This is a genomic window from Stomatobaculum sp., assembly GCF_057248925.1.
This window is the reverse complement of sequence record NZ_DBHIHF010000016.1, coordinates 1-22,056: the sequence shown is the minus strand read 5'-3', so window position 1 is coordinate 22,056 and position 22,056 is coordinate 1. Positions and strand designations below refer to the sequence as shown.

General features: G+C 57.0%; 20 protein-coding genes and 2 tRNA genes. 21 read left to right on the top strand and 1 reads right to left on the bottom strand.

What is annotated here, in order from left to right:
* The first annotated feature begins 152 nt into the window (after window positions 1–152).
* The 14 genes from secA (at window position 153) to ACO4XG_RS07050 (ending at window position 12,918) form a co-directional block, all read left to right on the top strand.
* Complete coding sequence (secA, locus tag ACO4XG_RS07115) at window positions 153–2,954, top strand: preprotein translocase subunit SecA (protein ID WP_308509295.1); 2,802 nt, start codon at window positions 153–155, stop codon at window positions 2,952–2,954.
* A gap of 15 nt (window positions 2,955–2,969) precedes the next feature.
* The gene (gene prfB, locus ACO4XG_RS07110) at window positions 2,970–4,109 is read left to right on the top strand and encodes a peptide chain release factor 2 (RefSeq protein WP_308509294.1); all 1,140 of its coding nucleotides are present in this window, start codon (window positions 2,970–2,972) and stop codon (window positions 4,107–4,109) included.
* Window positions 4,110–4,243: 134 nt separating this feature from the next.
* Window positions 4,244–4,687 (top strand): ACT domain-containing protein, encoded by a 444-nt coding sequence (locus tag ACO4XG_RS07105; protein WP_009533472.1) that lies wholly within the window; start codon window positions 4,244–4,246, stop codon window positions 4,685–4,687.
* A gap of 7 nt (window positions 4,688–4,694) precedes the next feature.
* Window positions 4,695–5,915 (top strand): homoserine dehydrogenase, encoded by a 1,221-nt coding sequence (locus ACO4XG_RS07100; RefSeq protein WP_308509293.1) that lies wholly within the window; start codon window positions 4,695–4,697, stop codon window positions 5,913–5,915.
* On the top strand, window positions 5,912–6,379 hold the full coding sequence (tsaE, locus tag ACO4XG_RS07095; RefSeq protein ID WP_308509292.1) for a tRNA (adenosine(37)-N6)-threonylcarbamoyltransferase complex ATPase subunit type 1 TsaE: 468 nt from the start codon (window positions 5,912–5,914) through the stop codon (window positions 6,377–6,379). The genes ACO4XG_RS07100 and tsaE overlap by 4 nt, the downstream gene beginning before the upstream one ends.
* Entirely contained in the window at window positions 6,360–7,145 is a 786-nt protein-coding gene (tsaB, locus tag ACO4XG_RS07090) for a tRNA (adenosine(37)-N6)-threonylcarbamoyltransferase complex dimerization subunit type 1 TsaB (RefSeq protein ID WP_308509291.1), read from the top strand. Before tsaE ends, tsaB begins: the two co-directional genes overlap by 20 nt.
* On the top strand, window positions 7,142–7,621 hold the full coding sequence (gene rimI, locus ACO4XG_RS07085) for a ribosomal protein S18-alanine N-acetyltransferase (protein WP_308509290.1): 480 nt from the start codon (window positions 7,142–7,144) through the stop codon (window positions 7,619–7,621). The genes tsaB and rimI overlap by 4 nt, the downstream gene beginning before the upstream one ends.
* Window positions 7,614–8,528, top strand: coding sequence for a ribonuclease Z (locus ACO4XG_RS07080; protein ID WP_308509289.1), 915 nt, complete (start codon window positions 7,614–7,616; stop codon window positions 8,526–8,528). Before rimI ends, ACO4XG_RS07080 begins: the two co-directional genes overlap by 8 nt.
* Window positions 8,529–8,533: 5 nt before the next feature.
* Window positions 8,534–9,574, top strand: a complete 1,041-nt coding sequence (gene tsaD, locus ACO4XG_RS07075) for a tRNA (adenosine(37)-N6)-threonylcarbamoyltransferase complex transferase subunit TsaD (RefSeq protein WP_308509288.1) — start codon at window positions 8,534–8,536, stop codon at window positions 9,572–9,574.
* Window position 9,575: 1 nt separating this feature from the next.
* Window positions 9,576–10,325, top strand: coding sequence for a 2-C-methyl-D-erythritol 4-phosphate cytidylyltransferase (gene ispD, locus ACO4XG_RS07070; RefSeq protein WP_308509287.1), 750 nt, complete (start codon window positions 9,576–9,578; stop codon window positions 10,323–10,325).
* On the top strand, window positions 10,322–11,458 hold the full coding sequence (locus ACO4XG_RS07065; protein WP_308509286.1) for an aldo/keto reductase: 1,137 nt from the start codon (window positions 10,322–10,324) through the stop codon (window positions 11,456–11,458). The genes ispD and ACO4XG_RS07065 overlap by 4 nt, the downstream gene beginning before the upstream one ends.
* Window positions 11,459–11,499: 41 nt before the next feature.
* Entirely contained in the window at window positions 11,500–12,066 is a 567-nt protein-coding gene (locus tag ACO4XG_RS07060) for an ECF transporter S component (protein WP_308509285.1), read from the top strand.
* Between the two features lie 91 nt (window positions 12,067–12,157).
* Window positions 12,158–12,619: a uridine kinase gene (locus ACO4XG_RS07055; RefSeq protein WP_308509284.1), complete on the top strand. Its 462-nt coding sequence runs from the start codon at window positions 12,158–12,160 to the stop codon at window positions 12,617–12,619.
* Between the two features lie 53 nt (window positions 12,620–12,672).
* Window positions 12,673–12,918 (top strand): hypothetical protein, encoded by a 246-nt coding sequence (locus ACO4XG_RS07050; protein WP_308509283.1) that lies wholly within the window; start codon window positions 12,673–12,675, stop codon window positions 12,916–12,918.
* Between the two features lie 235 nt (window positions 12,919–13,153).
* Here the strand turns inward: ACO4XG_RS07050 and ACO4XG_RS07045 are convergent.
* Window positions 13,154–13,239, bottom strand: a tRNA-Ser gene (locus tag ACO4XG_RS07045).
* A gap of 129 nt (window positions 13,240–13,368) precedes the next feature.
* Here ACO4XG_RS07045 and ACO4XG_RS07040 point away from each other — a divergent pair.
* The 7 genes from ACO4XG_RS07040 (at window position 13,369) to ACO4XG_RS07010 (ending at window position 21,977) form a co-directional block, all read left to right on the top strand.
* Window positions 13,369–15,678 carry an alpha-amylase family protein gene (locus ACO4XG_RS07040; protein ID WP_308509282.1) on the top strand — a complete coding sequence of 770 codons (2,310 nt, stop codon included), beginning with the start codon at window positions 13,369–13,371 and terminating at the stop codon, window positions 15,676–15,678.
* A complete protein-coding gene (locus tag ACO4XG_RS07035; RefSeq protein ID WP_308509281.1) occupies window positions 15,675–16,496 on the top strand; it encodes an HAD family hydrolase in 822 nt (273 codons plus the stop codon). Before ACO4XG_RS07040 ends, ACO4XG_RS07035 begins: the two co-directional genes overlap by 4 nt.
* 212 nt (window positions 16,497–16,708) lie before the next feature.
* Window positions 16,709–18,577: a PTS sucrose transporter subunit IIABC gene (locus ACO4XG_RS07030; RefSeq protein WP_308509280.1), complete on the top strand. Its 1,869-nt coding sequence runs from the start codon at window positions 16,709–16,711 to the stop codon at window positions 18,575–18,577.
* Between the two features lie 39 nt (window positions 18,578–18,616).
* A complete protein-coding gene (locus ACO4XG_RS07025; protein WP_009533487.1) occupies window positions 18,617–18,874 on the top strand; it encodes an HPr family phosphocarrier protein in 258 nt (85 codons plus the stop codon).
* Between the two features lie 16 nt (window positions 18,875–18,890).
* Window positions 18,891–20,570 (top strand): phosphoenolpyruvate--protein phosphotransferase, encoded by a 1,680-nt coding sequence (ptsP, locus tag ACO4XG_RS07020; protein ID WP_308509279.1) that lies wholly within the window; start codon window positions 18,891–18,893, stop codon window positions 20,568–20,570.
* A 448-nt stretch (window positions 20,571–21,018) separates the two neighbouring features.
* On the top strand, window positions 21,019–21,567 hold the full coding sequence (locus ACO4XG_RS07015; RefSeq protein WP_308509278.1) for a hypothetical protein: 549 nt from the start codon (window positions 21,019–21,021) through the stop codon (window positions 21,565–21,567).
* Window positions 21,568–21,888: 321 nt separating this feature from the next.
* Window positions 21,889–21,977: transfer RNA gene (locus tag ACO4XG_RS07010), tRNA-Ser, on the top strand.
* Window positions 21,978–22,056 lie beyond the last annotated feature (79 nt).

Here is a 22,056-nt window from a genome sequence, read left to right as displayed (position 1 = left end):
AAAGAGAAGTAAAAAGCTACAAAAATAACGCAGAGTCGCTCCATTGCGCAATAGAAACAGAGGTGATAGAATAGAACGGATATACGGGATTTTACAGGACGGAAAAGACGAACAAAACTTTATTTCTGCGAACAGCGGGAGAGAGCGGGAACATGAATTTAATTGAGAGTATTTTTGGAACACACAGCCAGCGCGAACTGAAGATGATTAAGCCGCAAGTCGACAAGATTTTATCGCTCCGCGACACGATGGTCGCGATGAGCGATGAAGAACTGAAGGCACAGACCGGAAAGTTCAAAGATCGCCTCGCGGCGGGCGAGACCCTCGACGATATTCTGCCGGAAGCGTTTGCGACCGTGCGCGAGGGTGCGCGCCGCGCGACCGGCGTGAAGCGCGCGGACGGAACGTATGAGGGCGGCATGGAGCACTATCCGGTACAGCTGACCGGCGGTATTGTGTTGCACCAGGGCCGCATTGCCGAGATGAAGACCGGTGAAGGTAAGACTCTGGTCTCGACCGCACCGGCGTACCTGAACGCACTTGCGGGCAAGGGCGTGTTGATTGTCACGGTCAACGACTACCTCGCTTCGCGTGACGCGGAGTGGATGGGACGCATCCACCGCTTCCTCGGCCTCACGGTCGGGGTCGTCACCAACGCGATGAATTCCGAGCAGAGACAGAAAGCCTATGCCTGCGACATCACCTATGTGACGAACAACGAGCTCGGCTTTGACTATCTGCGCGACAACATGGCCATCTACAAGAACCAGCAGGTGCTCCGGAACCTCGACTACTGCATCATCGACGAGGTGGACTCTGTTTTAATCGATGAGGCGAGAACGCCGCTTATCATCTCCGGCCAGTCCGGTAAGTCGACGCAGATTTACGATGCCTGCACGACGCTCGCCAATATGCTGGAGCGCGGTGAGGCTTCGGGCGAGTTCACGAAGATGAACGCGATTATGGGCGAGGAAATCACCGAGACCGGCGACTATGTGGTCGATGAGAAGGACAAGGTTGTGAACCTGACCGAGGACGGCGTCGCGAAAGTCGAGAAGTTCTTCGGCCTCGAGAACTTCTCGGATCCGGAAAACCTTGAGATTCAGCACTGCGTTATTCTGGCGCTCCGCGCGAAGGAGCTCATGCACCGCGACAAGGACTATGTCGTGAAAGACGGCGAGGTTCTGATTGTCGACGAGTTCACGGGTCGTATCATGCCGGGCAGACGTTTCTCCGACGGCCTGCACCAGGCGATTGAGGCGAAGGAGCATGTGGATGTGCGCCAGGAGTCGAAGACCCTTGCGACCATCACCTTCCAGAACTTCTTTAATAAGTTCAAGAAGAAGGCCGGCATGACCGGTACCGCATTGACCGAGGAGAAGGAGTTCCGCAACACCTACGGCATGGACGTCATCGAGATTCCGACCAACACGCCGGTTGCGAGAAAGGATGAGTCGGACGCTGTCTTTAAGACCAAGAAAGAGAAGTTTGACGCGGTCGTCGAGGACATCCGCGAGCACCATGCGACGGGACAGCCCTTGCTGGTCGGTACCATTACAATCGAGACCTCGGAGATGCTCTCGAAGCTCTTAAAGAGAGAGGGGATTCGGCACGAAGTCCTGAATGCGAAGTACCACGAGAAAGAGGCGGCAATCATCGCCCAGGCAGGTAAGAAGGGCGCGGTCACGATTGCGACGAACATGGCAGGTCGCGGTACCGATATTCTGCTCGGCGGCAGCCTCGAGGCAATCCGGAAGGATTTGATTGACGAGCTCCCGAAGGAAGAGAGAGAGAAGTACGACCCCGAGAGCGAGAACTATGATGCCGATGCGTTCGCGGTGATGGATGAGCGCGCACGCGAGAAGTCGAAGGAGCTCCAGGCAGAGGTCAGAGGTCTCGGCGGTCTCCGCGTCATCGGCACCGAGCGCCACGAGGCACGCCGCATTGACAACCAGCTGCGCGGTCGTTCCGGCCGTCAGGGCGACCCGGGTTCGTCCTGCTTCTACATCTCCCTCGAGGACGATTTGATGCGTCTCTTCGGCTCCGAGCACCTGATCGGTATGTTTAATGCTCTCGGCGTGCCGGAGGGCGAGCGCATTGAGCACAAGATGCTCACGAATGCAATCGAGAAGGCGCAGATGAAGATCGAGACCAACAACTACGGCATCCGCGAGCAGCTCTTAAAGTACGACGAGGTCAACAACGATCAGCGCGAAGTGATTTACGCAGAGCGCGAGAAGGTGCTGACCGGCGAGAACATGCGGGAGACCATTCTCAGCATGGTCTCTCATGTGGTCGAGAGAGCCGTGAACCGCGCAATCGGCGAGGACACGCCCGCGAAGGACTGGGACTACCAGGAGCTGAACCATCTGCTGCTCTCGATTATCCCGCTGCAGCCTGTCGTGTATACCGAGGACAAGGTCGGTATGACGAAGAAGGAACTGCTCGACGAATTGCAGAAGCAGGCGCTTGCATTCTACGAGAAGAAGGAGCAGGAGTTCCCGAGACCCGAGGATGCGCGCGAGGTGGAGCGCGTCGTGCTGCTCCGCGCAATCGACGCGAAGTGGATGAACCACATCGATGACATGGAGCAGCTTCGCCAGGGCATCGGTCTCCAGGCTTACGGCCAGAGAGATCCGCTGGTCGAATACAAGATGGAAGCTTATAACATGTTCGAGGAGATGATTGCCGGCATTGAGGACGACACGGTCCGTCTGCTCTGCCATCTCCGCTTAGAGCGGCAGGATGAGTTAGAGCGCCGCCAGGCACCGGTCATCACCGGAACGAACAAGGACGAGGGCGGCCTCCGGAAGGCGCCGATTGTCAACGAGCAGAAGAAGATTATGCCGAACGATCCCTGCCCCTGCGGCAGCGGCAAGAAGTTCAAGCAGTGCTGCGGCCGGAAGCTCTTCCAGCAGAACGGAGAGCAGGGCCCCACACCGGTGCAGCTTTAATAACAGGAGGCAGCTTTGGTCGAATTAGATAATATGAAATACACCCTCTCCACCTATCAGAAGCCGCTTCAGGAGGTGGAGGGCTCCCTGGACCTTGAGAACAAGGAGAAACGCATCGCAGAGCTTGACCGCATGATGGAAGAGCCGAATTTCTGGGAGAACCCGGAGCAGTCGACTAAAATCGTGCGGGAAAACAAGAGCCTGAAGGACACCGTGGAGCGCTTTCACAAGCTTTCGAGCGCCTATCAGGATATTGCGGACATGATTGAGCTCGGCAACGAAGAGGGCGATGAAGAGCTGATTCCGGAGATTCGGGAGATGCTGGACGGCTTCATTCACGATTTGGAGGCACTGAAGGCGGAGACGCTGCTCACGGGCGAGTACGACGCGAACAATGCGATTCTCCGCCTGAATGCGGGCGCGGGCGGCACGGAGTCCTCGGACTGGTGCTCGATGCTCTACCGCATGTATACGCGCTGGGCCGAGAGTCACGGCTATTCGATCGAGGTGCTCGATTACCTCGACGGCGATGTCGCGGGCATCAAGTCCGTGACCATTCAGATTAACGGCGAGAATGCCTACGGAAGACTCCGGAGCGAACACGGCGTGCACCGCCTGGTGCGCATCTCGCCCTTCAACGCGGCGGGCAAGCGTCAGACTTCGTTCGTTTCCTGCGATATTATGCCGGAGCTCTCGAACGAGATTCATGTCGACATCAACCCCGACGATATTCGCGTCGACACCTACCGTTCGAGCGGCGCAGGCGGTCAGCACATCAATAAGACCTCCTCGGCCATCCGCATCACCCACCTGCCGACCGGTATTGTCGTGACTTGCCAGAACGAGCGCAGCCAGTTCCAGAACAAGGACAAGGCGATGCAGATGCTCGAGGCCAAGCTCTACATGCTCGAGCAGCAGCAGCAGGCGGAGAAGGCGGATGAGATTCGCGGTGTTGTGAAGGACAACGGCTGGGGTAGCCAGATTCGCTCTTATGTGTTACAACCCTATACGATGGTCAAGGATCACCGCACGGGCTTTTCGACAGGTAATGTGGACGCTGTACTCGACGGCGATCTCGACGACTTTATGACGGCTTATCTCACCTGGGTGAGCCTCGGCAAGCCGGACATGAAGGGCGCCGGCAGCGACGATTAATGCAACGAATCCCGGCGGATGCGCCGGGATTTTTTGATGGAAACAGCGGGATTTGCGTGCGATAACTTGCACTTCCCGCCGCCGCGTGTTAGAATGCGCCCTGTGAGAAACAGTTGTATCCGGAGGGCGCACAGATGGAAGAAGAGGGTAGATACTATGTGGTTCGCCGCAAGGCGGTGCCGGATGTTCTGCTCCGCGTCGTCGAGACCAAGCGGCTGCTCCGGGCGAACCGGGGCATGTCGGTCAGCGAGGCGACCGGACAGACCGGAATCAGCAGAAGCTCATTCTATAAGTACAAAGAGGACATCTTTCCGTTCGGCGATACGGTGAGCGGACAGAAAATCACGCTTTCCATTGAAATTCTGGATGAGCCGGGACTGCTCGCCGATCTTCTCGGAGCAGTGGCGCGCTTTCACGCGAATATCATCACGATACACCAGTCCATCCCGTTAAACGGTATGGCAACGGTCTCGCTCTCGCTCGAGGTGCGGCAGGAGACCGAAGATCTCACCGGTCTGGTGGAGCAGATGGAAGGAATGCGCGGTGTCCGCGAAGTCACGATTTTATCGAGGGAGTAAAAGAGAAATGATCAAAGCAGCAATTATGGGATACGGCACTGTCGGTGCGGGTGTTTACGAGGCGGTTGTGACCAATCAGAAGGTCATCGCCGCGGAGATCGGCGAGGCGCTCGAGGTGAAGCGCATTCTGGATCTTCGGAAGTTCCCGGGCGATCCGGCGGAGCAGCTGATTACCGACAAGTTTTCGGACATCGAAGAGGATGAGGAGATTTCTTTGGTTGTCGAGACCATGGGCGGCACGACGCCGGCCTACGAGTTTGTCAAGGCGGCTCTCTTAAAAGGCAAGCACGTCGTGACGAGCAATAAGGCTTTGGTCGCGGCACACGGCACAGAGCTCTTACAGATTGCACGCGATCGGAAGGTCAACTTCTTCTTTGAGGCGGCGGTCGGCGGCGGCATCCCGGTGATTCGGACCCTCGGCACGGGTTATCAGGGACAGGTGATCACCGAAATCACCGGCATTTTGAACGGCACGACCAACTATATCCTGACGCGGATGGACCGCGAGGGTGCGGAGTTCGGCGATGTGCTCGCGGATGCGCAGCGCCTCGGCTATGCGGAGCGGAATCCGGAGGCAGATATCGAGGGCCATGACACCTGCCGGAAGATTGCGATTCTCTCTTCGCTCGTGACGGGCAAAGAGGTGAATTTCGAGGATGTCTACACTGAGGGTATCTCGAAGATTGACAGCACGGACTTCCGCTATGCGCTGGAACTCAAGGCTTCGATCAAGCTGGTCGGCGCAGCGCAGTTTGCGGGCAATCAGGTCACGGTCAGCGTGTTCCCGCTGCTTGTGAGCGATGAGAATCCGCTCTACGCGGTACAGGGTGTCTACAACGGCATTGTGATCAAGGGCAATCTCCTCGGCACGACCATGCTCTACGGCAGCGGCGCGGGTAAGCTCCCGACCGCAAGTGCAGTGCTCGCCGACATGATGGAGGCGGCAAAGCACAAGAACGAGAATGTCCGTTTCGGCTGGACGGCGGAGAAGCAGGCAGTCACCTCGCACGAGAGCGAAAAGCACCGCTACTTTGTGCGTCTTTCGGGCGATGCGGCTTCGCTCGCGGCCGCAAAGGAGCAGTTTGAGGCGGAGCGCGTGATTCAGCTTCCGGACCTCGAGGAGGTCGCGATTGTCAGCGCGCCGATGACAGAGTTTACCTACCGTGAGAGGGCGGCCAAGGTGCCGAATATTCTCGCGATGATTCGCGCGGAGCTTTCGGAGCGATGAACGTCACGCGGGAGAGCCGCTCGGAGGAAGAGACCGAGCGCTTTGCGGCGGAACTCGCGCGGGAGGTCCCCGGGGGGACTGTCATACGGCTCGAGGGGGATCTCGGTGCCGGAAAGACTGCCTTTGCGCGCGGGTTTGCGCGCGGACTCGGCATAACGGAGCCGGTGACCAGCCCGACCTTCACGATTCTGCAGGGCTATGAGGGCGGCCGCCTGGCGCTCTGGCACTTTGACTTATATCGCCTCGAGGACGAGAGCGAGATGGATGAGCTCGGCTACGAGGACTGCTTTTACGGCGACGGCGTGAGCCTCGTCGAGTGGGCGTCCCGCATGCCGGACTTTTTACCGCGGGATGCGGCAAAAGTAGAGATTACTCGAGCGCCGGAGAAGGGGGATGATGTTCGCATCATCCGCGTCTCCGGCTTTCCGGCAAAGGAAGACAGGCATGAAAATTCTGGGAATTGAGAGCGCGGCGCTGACCGCTTCGGTTGCACTCGTGACCGATGGGATGCTGACCGCGGAATATACCGTGACCGATAAAAAGACGCATTCGCAGACCTTGCTGCCCATGCTGGACGAGCTGAAGCGCTCGCTCGGCCTGGAGCTCGGGACGCTCGATGCGATTGCGATTTCGGCGGGGCCGGGTTCGTTCACGGGACTTAGGATCGGCGCGGCGACGGCAAAGGGCCTCGGTCTGGTGCTGCAAAAACCGCTCGTCGCTGTCTCGACGCTCGAAGCGCTCGCCTATAATCTGGCGGGAAGTGAGCGCCTGCTCTGCCCGGTCATGGATGCACGGCGCAGTCAGGTGTACAACGGTTTGTATCGCCGGAAGGCGACAGAGGGCAGTGATTTTTCGCCCGGCGGTTTGCTCGAGACAGTCGCAGCGCCGCGCGCCGTTTCGGCAGAGGCGCTCGTCGAAGAGCTGAATGCGCGGGGAGAAGCGGTGATATTTGTCGGCGACGGCATCCCGGTGCTATCGCGCCTTGCGGCGACCCTCACCGTGCCGTATGCGGTCGCGGCGCCGAATAACAGCCGCGCGCGGGCCGCCTCGGTCGCAGCGCTCGGAGAGATTTATGCGGCGGCGGGGAAAACCGTTTCCCCGGAGGCCTTTGCGCCCGAATACCTGAGAAAGAGCCAGGCGGAGCGCGAGCGCGAGGAAGCGATACAATACGATTTGGAGCGGGAACTCGCGGCAGGCGTGAGTCCGAAAAAAGCGAGGGCAGAGCGTTGAGCGGCTTGCCCGAAGTGCGACGCGCGGTCGCGGCGGATCTGGAGGCAATGGCGGAAGCGGAGCGCCGTTGTTTTCCGGATCCTTGGTCTTTTCGGCTACTCTCGGATTTGTTAAGCTCTTCGTATGACAGTGTCTTTGTGCTGATCGCCGAGGACACACTGCTCGGCTATGTAAATGTGCGTGTGCTCGGCGATGAAGCGGAACTCATGCGCATTGCCGTTTTGCCAAAAGCGCGGGGACAACACCTCGGGCTGCTTCTGCTTCGCGCAGGCTTACGGGAAATGTGCGCGCGGGGCGCGGAGGCGGCTACGCTTGAGGTGAGAGCGGGAAACACAGCTGCGATTCAACTCTATGAGAAACACGGTTTTCTGCTTGCGGGCAGAAGAAAGAACTACTATGAAAAACCGGTAGAGGATGCGCTCATCTACTGGAATCGGACTTTATCTGTTTGGAAAGAAGAGGTTACGGATGCTTGATATTTGTCTCCTTGGGACAGGCGGCATGATGCCGCTGCCCTATCGCTGGCTCACGTCGATGATGGCGCGCTGTAACGGCTCTTCGCTGCTCATTGACTGCGGCGAGGGTACCCAGATTGCGCTCCGGGAGAAGGGCTGGAGTCCGCGCCCCATCGATGTAATCTGTTTTACGCACTACCATGCGGACCATATCAGCGGCCTGCCGGGTCTGCTCCTCACGATGGGAAATGCCGAGCGCACCGAGCCGCTCCTCATGATAGGCCCGAAGGGGCTGGAGCGCGTGGTGACAGCGCTCCGGAGCATTGCGCCGGAGCTTCCGTTTCCGATTGTCTTTTCGGAACTCACGGAGGCGAGAGAGCAGCGGACGGTGGGCCCCTATGTGATCGATGCTTACCGTGTGAATCACAATGTGCTCTGCTACGGCTACTGCATCAGCATTCCCCGCATCGGCCGCTTTGACGCGGCGCGGGCCAAAGAGCAAGGCATCCCGCTGAAATTCTGGAATCCGCTGCAGAAGGGACAGACCATCACGGACGGCGACAAGGTCTATACGCCGGATATGGTGCTCGGCGGCGCGCGCCGCGGCCTCAAGGTGAGCTACTGCACCGACACGCGCCCGGTTCCGGCCATTGCGGAATATGCAAACAATGCGGATCTCATGATTTGCGAGGGCATGTACGGGGAGGCCGACAAGCAACAGAAAGCGCGGGAGCATAAGCACATGACCATGCAGGAGGCGGCAAAACTCGCGGCGGAAGCGAAGCCGAAGGAACTCTGGCTCACGCATTACAGCCCGTCGCTCAATTATCCGGAAGAATATATGGCGGAAATCCGGAAAATTTTTCCGGCGGCAAAGGCGGCAAAGGACGGCTGGACCATGGAGCTCGTTTTCCCGGAGGAGGCATGACAGGGATGGAACAGACAGCAGCGGAACAAAAAGACATTCGCATACTCGCAATCGAGAGCTCCTGCGACGAGACGGCGGCGGCGGTCGTGGAAAACGGCAGAACCGTGCGGTCGAATGTGATTTACTCTCAGATTGCGACGCACACGCTCTACGGCGGCGTGGTCCCGGAGATTGCATCGCGTGCGCACATCGAAAAAATAAACCAGGTCGTAGCGCAGGCGCTTGAACAGGCAGAGATGACGCTTCGGGAGGTAGATGCCGTCGCGGTGACCTACGGTCCCGGACTCGTGGGACCGCTCTTAATCGGCGTCTCTGCGGCAAAGGCCATGGCCTGGGCGGCGGGCAAGCCCTTAATCGGTGTAAACCACATCGAGGGGCATGTCTCGGCGAACTTTATCGCAAATCCGGATTTAAAGCCGCCCTTCCTCTGTCTCATTGTGTCGGGCGGTCACACGAATCTCGTGATGGTCGAGGACTACGGCAAGTTCCGCATTCTCGGACAGACCCGGGACGATGCGGCGGGCGAGGCCTTCGACAAGGTGGCGCGCTCGGTGGGACTCGGGTACCCCGGCGGGCCGAAAATCGACAAAAAGGCGCGGGAGGGTAACCCCGATGCCATCAGCTTTCCGCGCGCCAAAGTCGCAGACTCGCCCTATGACTTCAGCTTCAGCGGCTTAAAGAGTGCGGTGTTAAATTATCAGAATCACGCAAAGATGACGGGAGAGGAGATTCCGGTCGCCGACCTTGTCGCCTCGTTCCAGAAGGCGGTCGTCGAGGTGCTGGTCTCCCACACGATGGAGGCCGCGCGGGATTTTCATTGCAAGACGATTGCAATGGCTGGCGGGGTCGCGGCGAACGCAGCGCTTCGCGAGACCATGCGGCTTGCCTGCGAAGCCGCGGGGTATACGCTTACTTACCCAGAACTCGGACTCTGTACGGACAATGCGGCCATGATAGGCTCTGCGGCTTACTATGAGTATTGTGCGGGCAGAAGAAGCGGCTGGGATCTGAACGCCGTTCCGAATCTGAAACTCGGAGAGCGCTGAGATGACAGGGAAAAAGACGGCGGCTGTTCTGCTCGCGGGCGGACATGGCGCGCGGATGCGGAGCAAGGTTCCGAAGCAGTTTTTACTGCTCGATGGGCATACCGTGCTTTGGCACGCACTGCAGGCACTTTCGCAGAGCGAGATTGATGAAATCGTGCTGGTCACACCGCAGGGCGAAGCGGAAGCTCTCTATCGAACTTACCGGGAAAATTACGGCTTTGCCAAAATAGTCGCCGCCGTAGAGGGCGGCGCAGAGCGCTGCGACTCGGTTGTCGCGGGACTTGCTGCGCTTCGGGAACGCGGGACAGAGCTGGTTTTTATCCACGATGCCGCGCGCCCGTTTGTGTCGCAGGAACTCCTTCGGCGCATGCGGGATGCGGGAGAGCGCTACGGTGCGGCGATTCCGGCGATCCCGGTCAAGGACACGATAAAGCTCGGTAATCCGGAGGGTTTTGTGCAGGATACGCCGCCGCGCGCCTTGCTCTTTGCGGCGCAGACCCCGCAGGTCTTTTCTTATACAGCGATTTGCGCCGCCTATGAAGCCTATGACAGGGCGCGCAAAGCGCCGGATGCGCGCGCCCTGCTCGCGACCGATGACGCGCAGGTTATGGAACGCTTCGGCGCCTGTCCCGTGAAGCTGGTGGAGGGCGAAGAACAAAATCAGAAGCTCACAACGCCGGCGGATATGGCGAGGGCAGAGCAGTGGCTGCGGGAGCGGCAGGGGCTGCACAGGAAGGAGACAGAAGAATGAAACAGAATCGGTTTTTTCCGGAGATTCGCGGAAATTTCGGCTTCGGCTGCATGCGTCTTCCGATGAACGGCGAGGAAGTTGACCGGGCGGAGTTCTGCCGTATGGCCGATGCTTTTATCGCGGCAGGCTTTCATTATTTTGACACGGCACACGGCTATATCAAAGGCAAATCGGAGACGGCAATCGCGGCGTGCGTGTCATCCCGCTATCCGCGCGAGCGCTTTCTCCTGACGAATAAGCTAACTGAGCCGTATTTCGAGAAGCAGGAGGACATTCGCCCGTTTCTGATGCAGCAGCTTGCGCTTTGCAAGGTCGACTACTTCGACTTTTACCTGATGCACGCGCAGAACAAAAAGAATTATCAGAAGTTCAAGCGCTGTCGCGCCTATGAGACAGCGTGGGAGCTCAAGCAGGAGGGCTATATCCGCCACTTAGGCCTCTCGTTCCACGACAAGGCGGAAGTGCTGGATATGATTTTAAACGAGCACCCGGAAATCGAATTCGTACAGATTCAGTTCAACTATCTGGACTATGAGAGCGATGAGGTCGAGGGGCGCAAGGTCTATGAGGTCTGCGAGAAACATCAGAAACCCGTGATGGTCATGGAGCCCGTGAAGGGCGGCAGCCTCGTGAAGCTGCCGGAAGAGGCGGACCGGATTCTCCGGGATTTGAACGGGGGCAGCAATGCGAGCTATGCAATCCGCTTTGCGGCGAGCTTTCCGCAGATTGCGGTAGTGCTCTCCGGCATGAGCAATATGGAACAGATGGAGGACAATCTCGCCGCGATGTGTGACTTTCAGCCGCTTTCGGAAACCGAGACGGAAGCGCTCCGCAAGGTCTGCGCAGTATTCGACCGTCTGGATCTGATTCCCTGCACGGCCTGTCATTACTGCGTCGAGGAGAATACCTGTCCGAAGAACATCCGGATTCCCGAAATTTTAGGCGCTTCGAATGCGTACGAGTCGTTCCGTAATCCGAATACAATCAATGACTATCGGAACTTCATGATTGCCGGGGATCACGGTCGGGCGGCCGACTGCATTCGTTGCGGCAAATGTGAGAAGGTATGTCCCCAGCACCTCGAAATCAGGGAGCTCCTTGCGAAGATAGCGGCGGTATTTGACCGGCAGTGAATGCAGCAACGGTTTAAGATTCAGAGAATGAGAGAAGTAAAATGCAGAGACAAATCAGAAATTTGACACTGGCGGCGATGTTACTGGCACTGGGGCTTGTTCTGCCCCTGGTGACAGGCAACATTCCCCGCGTCGGCAACCTGCTGCTCCCGATGCACCTGCCGGTATTCCTCGGCGGGCTGCTGCTCGGCTGGCAGTACGGACTGCTTCTCGGCGCTGTTTTGCCGCTGATGCGGTCGCTCCTCTTCGGGATGCCGCCGCTCTATCCGGTCGCGCTCGCAATGACCTTTGAGCTCGCGACCTACGGCGCCGTGGCGGGGGCACTCTATCGGCGCTCGCCGTGGAAGTGCCTGCGGGCGCTGTACCGCGCACTGCTTTTCGCAATGTTTGCGGGACGCGCAGTCTGGGGCCTTGCGGAAGTCGCTCTGCTCGGCATGACGGGGAAAGCCTTTACCTGGCAGATGTTCCTCGCGGGGGCGTTTTTTAACGCTGTCCCCGGTATCCTCCTCCAGCTTATCCTGATTCCGAGTGTGATGCTTGCGTTGCATCGAACGGGGATCAGCGGTTTGTTTGGCGCCGATGCCGGTGTGCGCGCTGCCAATGGATAATTTTACGCGTCTTTTTGATCTGCTGTCCGCGCACCCGCGGGGCGGATTTCTGCTCGCGCTCGACGGGCGCTGTGCTTCCGGGAAGACAACCATGTCTGAGAGACTGCAGCGTGTTTTGCCTTGCAACGTGATTCACATGGACGATTTTTACCTGCCTTTTTCGCAGAGAGCAGCGGAACGGATGGCAGAGCCGGGCGGACATATCTGGGTTGAGCGCCTCCGGACGGAGGTATTGGAGCCGCTTCGCGCGGGCAAAAAGATTCGTTATCTTCCCTACGACTGCCATGCCGACCGGTTTTTGCCGTTGCGAAAGCTTGTCCCGACGCAGCCGACGCTGATTGAGGGCTCTTACAGCTGCCATCCGGCGCTGCGGGCACTTTATGACTGTTGTGTGTTTCTGGATATCACGCCAGAGCATCAGCGGGAGCGGCTGCTCCGTCGAAATCCGGAGAGCCTTGAGGCCTTCAAAACGATGTGGATTCCCAGGGAAGAATATTATTTCAAACACTGTGAGATTCGGAAGCACTGCGATTTCGTCCTGACGGCGGAGTAGCATCGCCCGCGGCAGCGGTCGAACGGCGCAGAGGCCGAAAAGGGAGAGACTTGATGGTCTACTGTAATTATGTGTCCAATACCGATCGTACTGTGACCTATCAATACGGAGCCCGGGTGGATGATATCACAGGGCTTCTCGGATTCCGTTTTTCGGAGGGAGAAGAGGGATTTGAAATCATAAAAGAGCCTGAAAAGGCTTCTCCCTGGGAAGTACATGTGATGCGTTTGTACGGTAAAGAGCGGAAAAAGTTTAAGCAAGGGATATTTGACAAGAAAATTTCCTATGAGATTGGTTGAAAATAATCGAAAAAAGCGCGTATCCGAGCCGTTTTTTGGCTCGGATACGCGCTTTTTGCCGCGGTGAGGACGGAATCGTGTTGCATAGCGGGCATTTCTTGTGTTGCATTCGTGTTGCAGGTGTTCCTAATTTTGGCTGCTTTCCCATCGGCCGCGGCCTGTTTTTCAACGCGGCAAACATAGAAAAAGCACGCATTTAAGCCATCTTTGGCCTATTTGCGTGCTTTTGCCTTCGCGGAGAGGATGGGATTCGAACCCATGTGCCCCGTAGGACTAACGGTTTTCAAGACCGCCTCGTTATGACCGCTCCGACACCTCTCCAAGATAACAAAGCAGAGTATACATGAAACGAAAGAGATTTGTCAATCTCCGGAGAATTTGGGAGTGCATTTTATTGCTAGAATTCCGAAAACTCTTTATAATGTTAAGAAAAAACGAGAGGGCATTTTTATGGGAAAAACAGAGGGGCAGACAGAGGAATTTAGAGCGCGCCTTGGTAAAAGGCTGGATGAACTGAAGTGGCTATACTCGGAATTGTATCACAATGACGAAAATGCCTTTCAGTACTTTCTCTCGATGCTCTATCGGATGTATGAGGCCAGACCGGAACTGATGAAAAAACTGGACCGCGAGCGGGAGGCGAATCCGGGCTGGTACAAGAGCAATCAGGTTCTTGGCGTGATGCTGTATACAAACTGTTTCGGCGGCACGCTTCGCGGGGTGCAGGAACATCTCTCCTACCTGAAGGAATCGGGGGCGACCTACATTCACCTGATGCCGCTGTTCGCCAGTCCGAAAGGGCGTTCCGACGGCGGGTATGCGGTTGCGGATTTCCGCACGGTAGAGCCGGAGCTCGGCACCATGGAGGACTTCGCGTCGCTGGCGGCGGAGTGCCACAAGAACGGCATGAGCGTTTGCCTTGATTTTGCGATGAACCACACCTCGGAGGATCACGAGTGGGCGAGACGCGCCCGTGCCGGCGAGAAGGAGTTTCAGGACCGCTACTTTTTCTTTGACAACTGGAATATCCCGAATGACTTTGACCGCACGGTGCCGCAGGTGTTCCCGACGACTGCGCCGGGAAACTTCAGCTGGTGCGATGCGGTGCAGAAGGTGGTCATGACGACCTTCTATCCCTATCAGTGGGATTTGAACTACGCGAATCCGACGGTCTTCAATGACATGACCGAGAATTTGTTCTTCCTCTGCAACCAGGGTGCGGACATCATCCGCCTCGATGCGGTGCCTTACATCTGGAAGGCGCTCGGCACCACCTGCCGGAATTTGCCGCAGGTACACACGCTGATCCGCATTATGCGGATGGCCGTTGAAATTGTGTGCCCCGCAACGCAGCTGCTCGGCGAAGTGGTCATGGAGCCCTCGAAAGTCGTCCCGTATTTCGGCACGCTCGAGAAGCCGGGGTGCAGTATACTCTACAATGTCACGACGATGGCGACAACCTGGCACACGGTCGCGACCCGGGATGTGCGGCTCATGAAACACCAGCTCGGACAGATTTTCGCGCTGCCGAAGCAGTATTTATTCCTCAACTATCTGCGTTGCCACGATGACATCGGCTGGGGTCTCGACTACGACTTTTTGAAGCAGTTCGGCGTCGATGAGGTTGGACACAAGCACTTCCTGAACGATTTTTTCAGGGGCTACTTCTACGGCTCCGACGCGCGGGGTGAGCTTTACAATGACGATCCCCGCATCGGCGATGCAAGACTTTGCGGTACGACAGCCTCGCTCTGCGGCATTGAGGCGGCGGAATATGAGGGCAATCAGTGGAAGCTGGACCGCGCAATCAGCCTCGACATCATGCTTCACGCCTTTTTGTTCACCTTGTCCGGCATTCCGGTTATCTATTCGGGCGACGAAATCGGACAGCGAAACGACTACAGCTATCACGAAGATCCCTATAAGTGGGACGATTCGCGCTATCTGCACCGGGGGAATTTCTCTTGGGAGGATGCAAAAAAGCGGAAAGACCCGACGACCCGGGAGGGGAGAATCTTTACGGCGCTTCGGGAGCTCGAGACGATACGCGCCACACATGAGGTGTTCCGCGCCGAGGCCGATACCTGGATTATGGAAACCTATAACGACCATATTCTCGGCATAGGTCGCTACTATAACGGCGAGAAACTGGTGGCGCTCTTTAACTTCGATGTGCAGGACGGTACGGCCTGGATTAACGAGCCGGAGGAGTATCGGAATCTCTTGAACGGCGACCGTTGCCGCGCTACGTCCTATGGTCTTCCGGCCTTCGGTTTCGTGTGGCTCTTCTGGAGCAAGGAAGAGGAAATCGAAGCGGCGAAGCAGGCAGAGGCCGCACGCGAAGCGGCAGCGAAGCAGGCGGAAAAAGAGATAAAAGCCGAAGCGCGAAAGAAAGCCGCGGAAGAAAAGAAGGCGGCAAAGGCGGCAGCCGAAGAGGCAGCGGCAAAGGCAGCGGCCGAAGAAGCGGCGGCAAAGGCGGCGGCTGAGGAGGCGGCGGAAAGAGCGGCGGCTGAGGAAGCGGCGGAAAGAGCGGCGGCTGAAGAGGCAGCAGCTGAAGAGGCAGCAGCCAAGGAAGCAGAGGCAAAGCAGGCGGCTGAGGAAGCAGCGGCAAAGGCGGCAGCCGAAGAGGCAGCGGCCAAGGAAGCAGAGGCAAGAGCGGCGGCCGAAGAGGCAGCGCGAAAGACGGTCGAAGCGATTATGAAGACAGAGCGAGCTGCAAAGACAAAGCGCACAGCAAAGAAAAAAGGGTCAAAGAAATGAGCAAGCTGATTTTTCTGGACATTGACGGAACCTTGACGGAAGCAGGCACCAATACGCCTCCGGATTCCGCGGTGTGCGCCATGGCAAAGGCGCGGGAGAGGGGGCACAAACTGTTTCTCTGCACCGGCAGAAATCCGGATATGTTAAAGCCCCTGCTTCGTTATCCCTTCGACGGCATGGTCGCGAGTTCCGGCGGCTACGTGAAGGCCGACGACAAGGTGCTCTATGACCATCCGATTGCGCCGGAGACGCTGAAAATCGCACTGGATGCCCTGCACCGGAACGGTGTCTTCTGCACCATCGAAGGCACGGAGGGATCTTTCGGCGATGCGAATTTAAAGGATTTTCTCGACAGCACCGAGGGCGGCAACTCCGAAATCGAGAGATGGCGCAAGGCACTCTCCGAGAGCCTCGGCATTCGCCCGATGGAAGAATATGCGGGGCAGCCGATCCATAAAATCGTGATTATGGCGCGAGAAGTATCTCAGCTCGAAGAGTGCAAGCGACTGCTCGAGAAGGATTTTCACTTTATCATTCAGGATGTCCCGGCGCATGGCTGTGTGAACGGCGAAATTGTGAGCCACGACTTTGACAAGGGCAAGGGCGTGCGCCGTATTGTCGACTACTTCGGCGCGAAGATGAGCGATACCGTCGGTTTCGGCGACAGTATGAACGATCTTGAGATGATAGAGACCGTCGGTTATGCGGTCTGCATGGAAAACGGTTCTCCGGCGCTCAAAGAGCGCGCGGACTGGATCTGCCCGGCGGTCACGGACGACGGCCTCTACCGGGCTTTTGAAAAACTGAATTTATTGTAACTGCGGTGGTTGTAAGAATAGAACAGCGGGCGCTGATCACACTGTTCGAAAGAAACGGGTGTCGGATACAAATGGATATGCGGAATCAAGGTACCATATGTGTCATGGGCGTGCGCAATCATTTTTCGAAGTTTCCTGCCGAAGGCAGAAACGAATGATACAGTGAGGGCTCTCGCTTGTCGCGGGAGAGTCTCCGAAAAGGGGGAAGGCTTATGGCACTGGATTACAGGAAGTGCGCACAGGAAATCGTCGACCACATCGGCGGGCGTGACAATGTCGCACAGGCTGCGCACTGCGCAACACGGCTTCGGCTCGTTATCAAGGATAACAGCAAAGTCGACAAGACTTACCTCGACAATGTCGAGGGCGTCAAGGGCATGTTTGAGTCGAACGGGCAGTTGCAGCTCATCATCGGCACGGGAACAGTCAATAAGGTCTATGACGAGTTCCTGAGCATCACGGGTATGACGGCGGCGACGAAGGACGACGTGAAGGCAGCGGCGGCAGCGCAACAGCCGCTCTGGAAGCGCCTGTTAAAGCCAATCGGCGATGTCTTTGTGCCGATTTTACCGGCGATTGTCGCCTCGGGTCTCATGATGGGACTGGTAGAGGCGCTCGCCAAGATTCCAGGACTCGGGTTTGCGGGTTCCGACTGGTTTGCGTTTCTCGACATGGTTGCGAATACGGCCTTTGCCTATCTGCCGGTCATTGTCGCAATCTCGGCGGCGCGCGTGTTCGGCGGCAACATTTTCCTCGGCGCCGTGATCGGTCTTCTGATGATTCACTCCTCGCTGACGAACGGTTGGAACGCGTCACAGGGATATAATGTCTGGTATCTGTTCGGCCACATCGAGATTTTCCCGAACTATGCACTCGGCCAGATTAATCAGCTCGGCTATCAGGGCCATGTAATTCCGGTCATCCTCTCGGTCTTCTGCATGAGCAAAATCGAGAAGTGGTTCCACGACCATGTGCCGGAGATGCTGGATCTCTTTATCACGCCGCTCTGCACCGTGATGATTACGGCGCTCCTCACCTTTATGATTATCGGACCGATTTTCTCCGGCCTCGAGACGGTGGTCTTACGCGCGGCTGAGATGCTGGTGCATAACCCGCTCGGTGCAATGGTCATGGGAGCGATTTACCCGGCGACCGTCGTTATGGGTCTCCACCACATGTACAACGTGATTGAGGCCGGTATGCTCGGCTCTGTGGGCTTAAACACCTGGATGCCGATTGCAAGTGCGGCAAACTTCGCACAGTTCGGTGCCTGCCTCGCGGTCGGCATCAAGACCCGAAGCCAGAAGACCAAGAGTATTGCGGTTCCCTCCGCACTCTCGGCTTCCCTCGGCATTACCGAGCCGGCAATCTTCGGCGTCAACATGCGCTTCTTTAAGCCGTTTGCGGCAGGCATGGCGGGCGGCGCGGTCGGCGCTCTGGTCGGAGCGCTGATGGGACTTGGTGCGACAGCCTACGGCGTGACAGGTCTCCCGGGCTATCTCACCGTCAACAAGCCGTTGCTTTATACGGTGATGCTCGCAATTGCCGGCGGCATTGCCTTTGTCCTGACCTGGTTCGTCTTCAAGGAAGAGCAGCCGACAGCGGCGGCAAAGCCGGAGGAGAAGAAAGAAGAAAAGGAAGAGACTTTTGTCGGCGAGACAGTCATCCGCTGCGAGGCGGGCACGATTGCGGCACCGGTGAAGGGACAGTTTGTCAAGCAGGAGGATATTCCGGACGAGACTTTTGCGCAGGGCATACTCGGCGCAGGGCTCGGAATTCAGCCGGAGGAGGGCGTGGTGTATGCGCCGTTTGACGGTACGATTTCCTCTGTGGCAGAGTCAAAGCACGCAATCGGCATCAGCGGCGCCGGTGATATGGAACTGCTGATTCATGTGGGCGTTGACACCGTGGCAATGAATGGAGACGGCTTTGAGCCGTTGGTTTCCGAGGGCGACAGCGTAAAGCTGGGACAGCCGATACTCCGCTTCTCTCGCGAGAAGATCAAGGCAGCGGGGCATCCGGACCTGGTCGTCGTGCTGCTGACCAACTCGGATGACTATACCGACGTGGAAGTTCGTTGACAGAACCCGTAAACTACAACAAGAGAAGGAGCAAACACCATGAAAGAATTCACCTACACCATCACTGACCCGAACGGAATTCACGCGCGCCCGGCTGGCCTCTTGGTCAAGCAGCTCAAGGCCTTCAAGAGCACTGTGACCATCTTTAAGGGTGATAAGAACGTGGATATGAAGAAGCTGCTCGCGCTGATGGGACTTGGTGTGAAGCAGGGTGATGCGGTGACGATCAAGGTCGAGGGAGAGGACGAGGAAGCCTGCGCAGCTGCACTCGAGAAGTTCCTGAAGGAGACGTTCTGATTTTAGGAGGCACAGAATGCAGGTAGCTACCGGAAAGAGCGTCTTAAACGGTATCTCGATCGGAAAGATCAAGGTGCATAAGGCGCCGAAACTTGAAATTGATGACAGCATGATCGATGACGTCGAGGACGAACTCGCTCGCTTTGACGACGCAAGGGAGCGCGCCATCGAGCAGCAGAATGCGCTTTACGAAAAGGCTGTCATTGACGCAGGCGAGGACAGCGCGGAGGTGTTCTCGGTGCACGCGATGATGCTCGAGGACGATGATCTGATTGATGCGACCAATGAGATTATCAAAACACAGAAGCACACGGCGGAATATGCGGTCAAGGTTGCGTTTGACAACCAGGCGAAGGTCTTCGCCGAGATGGATGACCCGTATATGAAGGAGAGAGCGGCAGACATCTACGACATCGAGCACGCGGTGCTCAGTTATCTCTTCGGCATCAGCGGAGACATTCTGCAGGGCACGGAACCCTGCATTCTGGTTGCAAATGACTTGACGCCGTCCGAGACGGTGCGTCTCAACAAGTCGCTCTTACTCGGCATCATCACGCGGGAAGGCTCGCTCAACAGTCACACGGCCATCCTTGCACGCTCCATGGGCATTCCGGCACTTGTACAGTGCAAGGATGTCAACGAGGATTGGGAAGGGAAGCCTGCGATCATTGACGGCTACAACTCCTGCGCCTACATTGAGCCGACAGGCGATCTCGAGAAGACCCTCCGGAAGCGGAAGGAAAAGGATGCGAAGCAGAGGGCGCTCTTGCAGGAGTTGAAGGGCAAGAGCAATACGACCATCGACGGCAAGACCATTCAGGTCTATGCGAATATCGGCGGCCCCTCCGACATCGGCCTCGTCCAGCAGAACGATGCGGGCGGCGTGGGGCTGTTCCGCTCGGAGTTTGTCTATCTCAATGCGAGAGATTATCCGAGCGAAGAGGAGCAGTTTAACGCCTACCGCCTCGCAATCGAGACACTCGCGCCGAAGCAGGTTATCATCCGCACCTGTGACATCGGCGCGGATAAGCAGGTTGAGTACATGGGCATGGAGAAAGAGGAGAATCCGGCACTCGGACTCCGCGCAATCCGCATCTGTCTGACGCGGAAGGCTTTCTTTAAGACCCAGTTGCGCGCCTTGCTTCGGGCTTCCGCCTACGGTAATCTCGGCATCATGTTCCCGATGATCATCTCCATGCGAGAGCTCCGAGAATGCAAGGAGTTGCTCGCGGAGTGCGCCGAAGAGCTGAAAAAGCAGGGTGTGAAACTCGGCAAGTATGCGGTCGGCATCATGATCGAGACGCCGGCGGCCGTACTGATTGCCGATGAACTTGCGGAAGAGTGCGACTTCTTCTCCATCGGCACCAATGACCTCACGCAGTACACCCTGGCCATTGACCGGCAGAATGCGGCGCTGGATCCCTTCCTCGTAAAACATCACCCGGCTGTGCTTCGGCAGATTAAGATGACCATTGATGCGGGACACCGTCACGGCACCTGGGTCGGTATTTGCGGAGAGCTCGGCGCGGATCTCGCGCTCACGGAGACCTTTCTCCGCATGGGCGTTGACGAGCTTTCGGTGAATCCGGTTTCGGTTCTACCGCTCAGAAAGGTTATCCGCGGCATCGACCTCCGGAAGGAGCCGGGCTCGGGTCTCACGGACGAACCGGAAGCGGAGCATACGACAACGGAGTAAGGCAAGTTAAGCCGTGAAAGCGACTTCACGGCATCATAGAAGGGGAGAGAGTGTCCGCCCAAGGCGCCGAGAACAAGGCGCAAGGCGGCACTCTTTTTTTGGAAGAAGCCTATGTGCGCGAGGGAAAAGCTGCTGCGCAGGGAAACCGCCGCACAGGCGGCAGTCAAACCTCTTGCGTGGGGAAAAGGTTGGCGGATTCCATGCGGAGAGTGACACGGAGAAGTCAAGCCTCGGGAGTGGGGGAAATGGGGATCGAAGTACTGCCTCTCGCAGAGCGGAAAGTCAAAGCCTTGCGTGTGGGAAGAGTTTCATGTACGGGGATAGCCCTTAGGATTGGGGAGAATAGTGCAGAAAGGAGTGTGCTTCTACCGCACAGAAATGTAATATGCTAAAATAGAACAAATAGTGCGCTACACAGACCGCAATTCGGCAGTCGAGGAGTCAGAGTATGAAACAATTATGGTATCTCTTGGTTCCGCTCGGGGCAGCAATCCTTATTTTCAGCATACGCGGGTTGATAAGAGCCGTGAAGGCGAAGCTGCTCTATGAGCAAGCCTACATCGAAGAGAGCGGCAGCTTTACTGTCACGGAGCCGGGGAATTACGGCATTTGGTTAAACGGAAAGCAGTACAGCAAATCCCCTTATGGGGAGTTCGACTTGCAACTCTCAATCAAAGAGACAGGGGAGATGATTCCGCTGAACAGACCTCTGATGCGCACCACCGTAAGCGGCATCGGAACCGCACGGATTGAGCTCTATACCTTTCATGCGGATGTGGGAAACTATACCTTAACGCGGACCGATGGGGCAAACCTCGGTGACAGACTGCTCTCAAATGTCGGAAAGATCGTGAGCAGAAAACCGGTTGACTATGAGCGCTTCTCCTTCCGGGTGTATCCGCACGGTTCCTTTGCGCTTTGGTTTGCCTATACCTTCGGCAATGTTTTGGGCATCATGCTTGTGATGTGGGGTATACTCCTGCCGCACTATCTCTAAGCCGAGGCGAGGCACCTCGCCGAATGCTTGCGTGATAGCAGGAACCCTGCTTTGCACCGATACAACTGTAGGTAGGTGAATTTTGCAAATCAGAGCTTGGAAAGAGCCTAAGATATATGTTATACTATAACAGGTACATTCTTCGAGTCACTTCTGAGAGCTACGCTTCGAAACCAAGGAATGAGAAGACAAAGTCAAAAAAGGATTGAAAAAGTCGTTGACATTTGTCGGTACAGTGGCTATACTAACTAAGCTGTATCGAGCGGCAAGCGAGAGAGCCGCGACAACTGAAGAGCGTTTTGATTCAGGCACAGTACTTTTGCAGAAGTACCCAAGTGGTTGAAGGGGCTCCCCTGGAAAGGGAGTAGGTCGTTAATAGCGGCGCGAGGGTTCAAATCCCTCCTTCTGCGTCGCCGACTCGGTCGGCAAGAACTTTGAAAATCAAAGATCAGACAGTACAAACAACCCTGAAATCTCTGTGAAAACAGA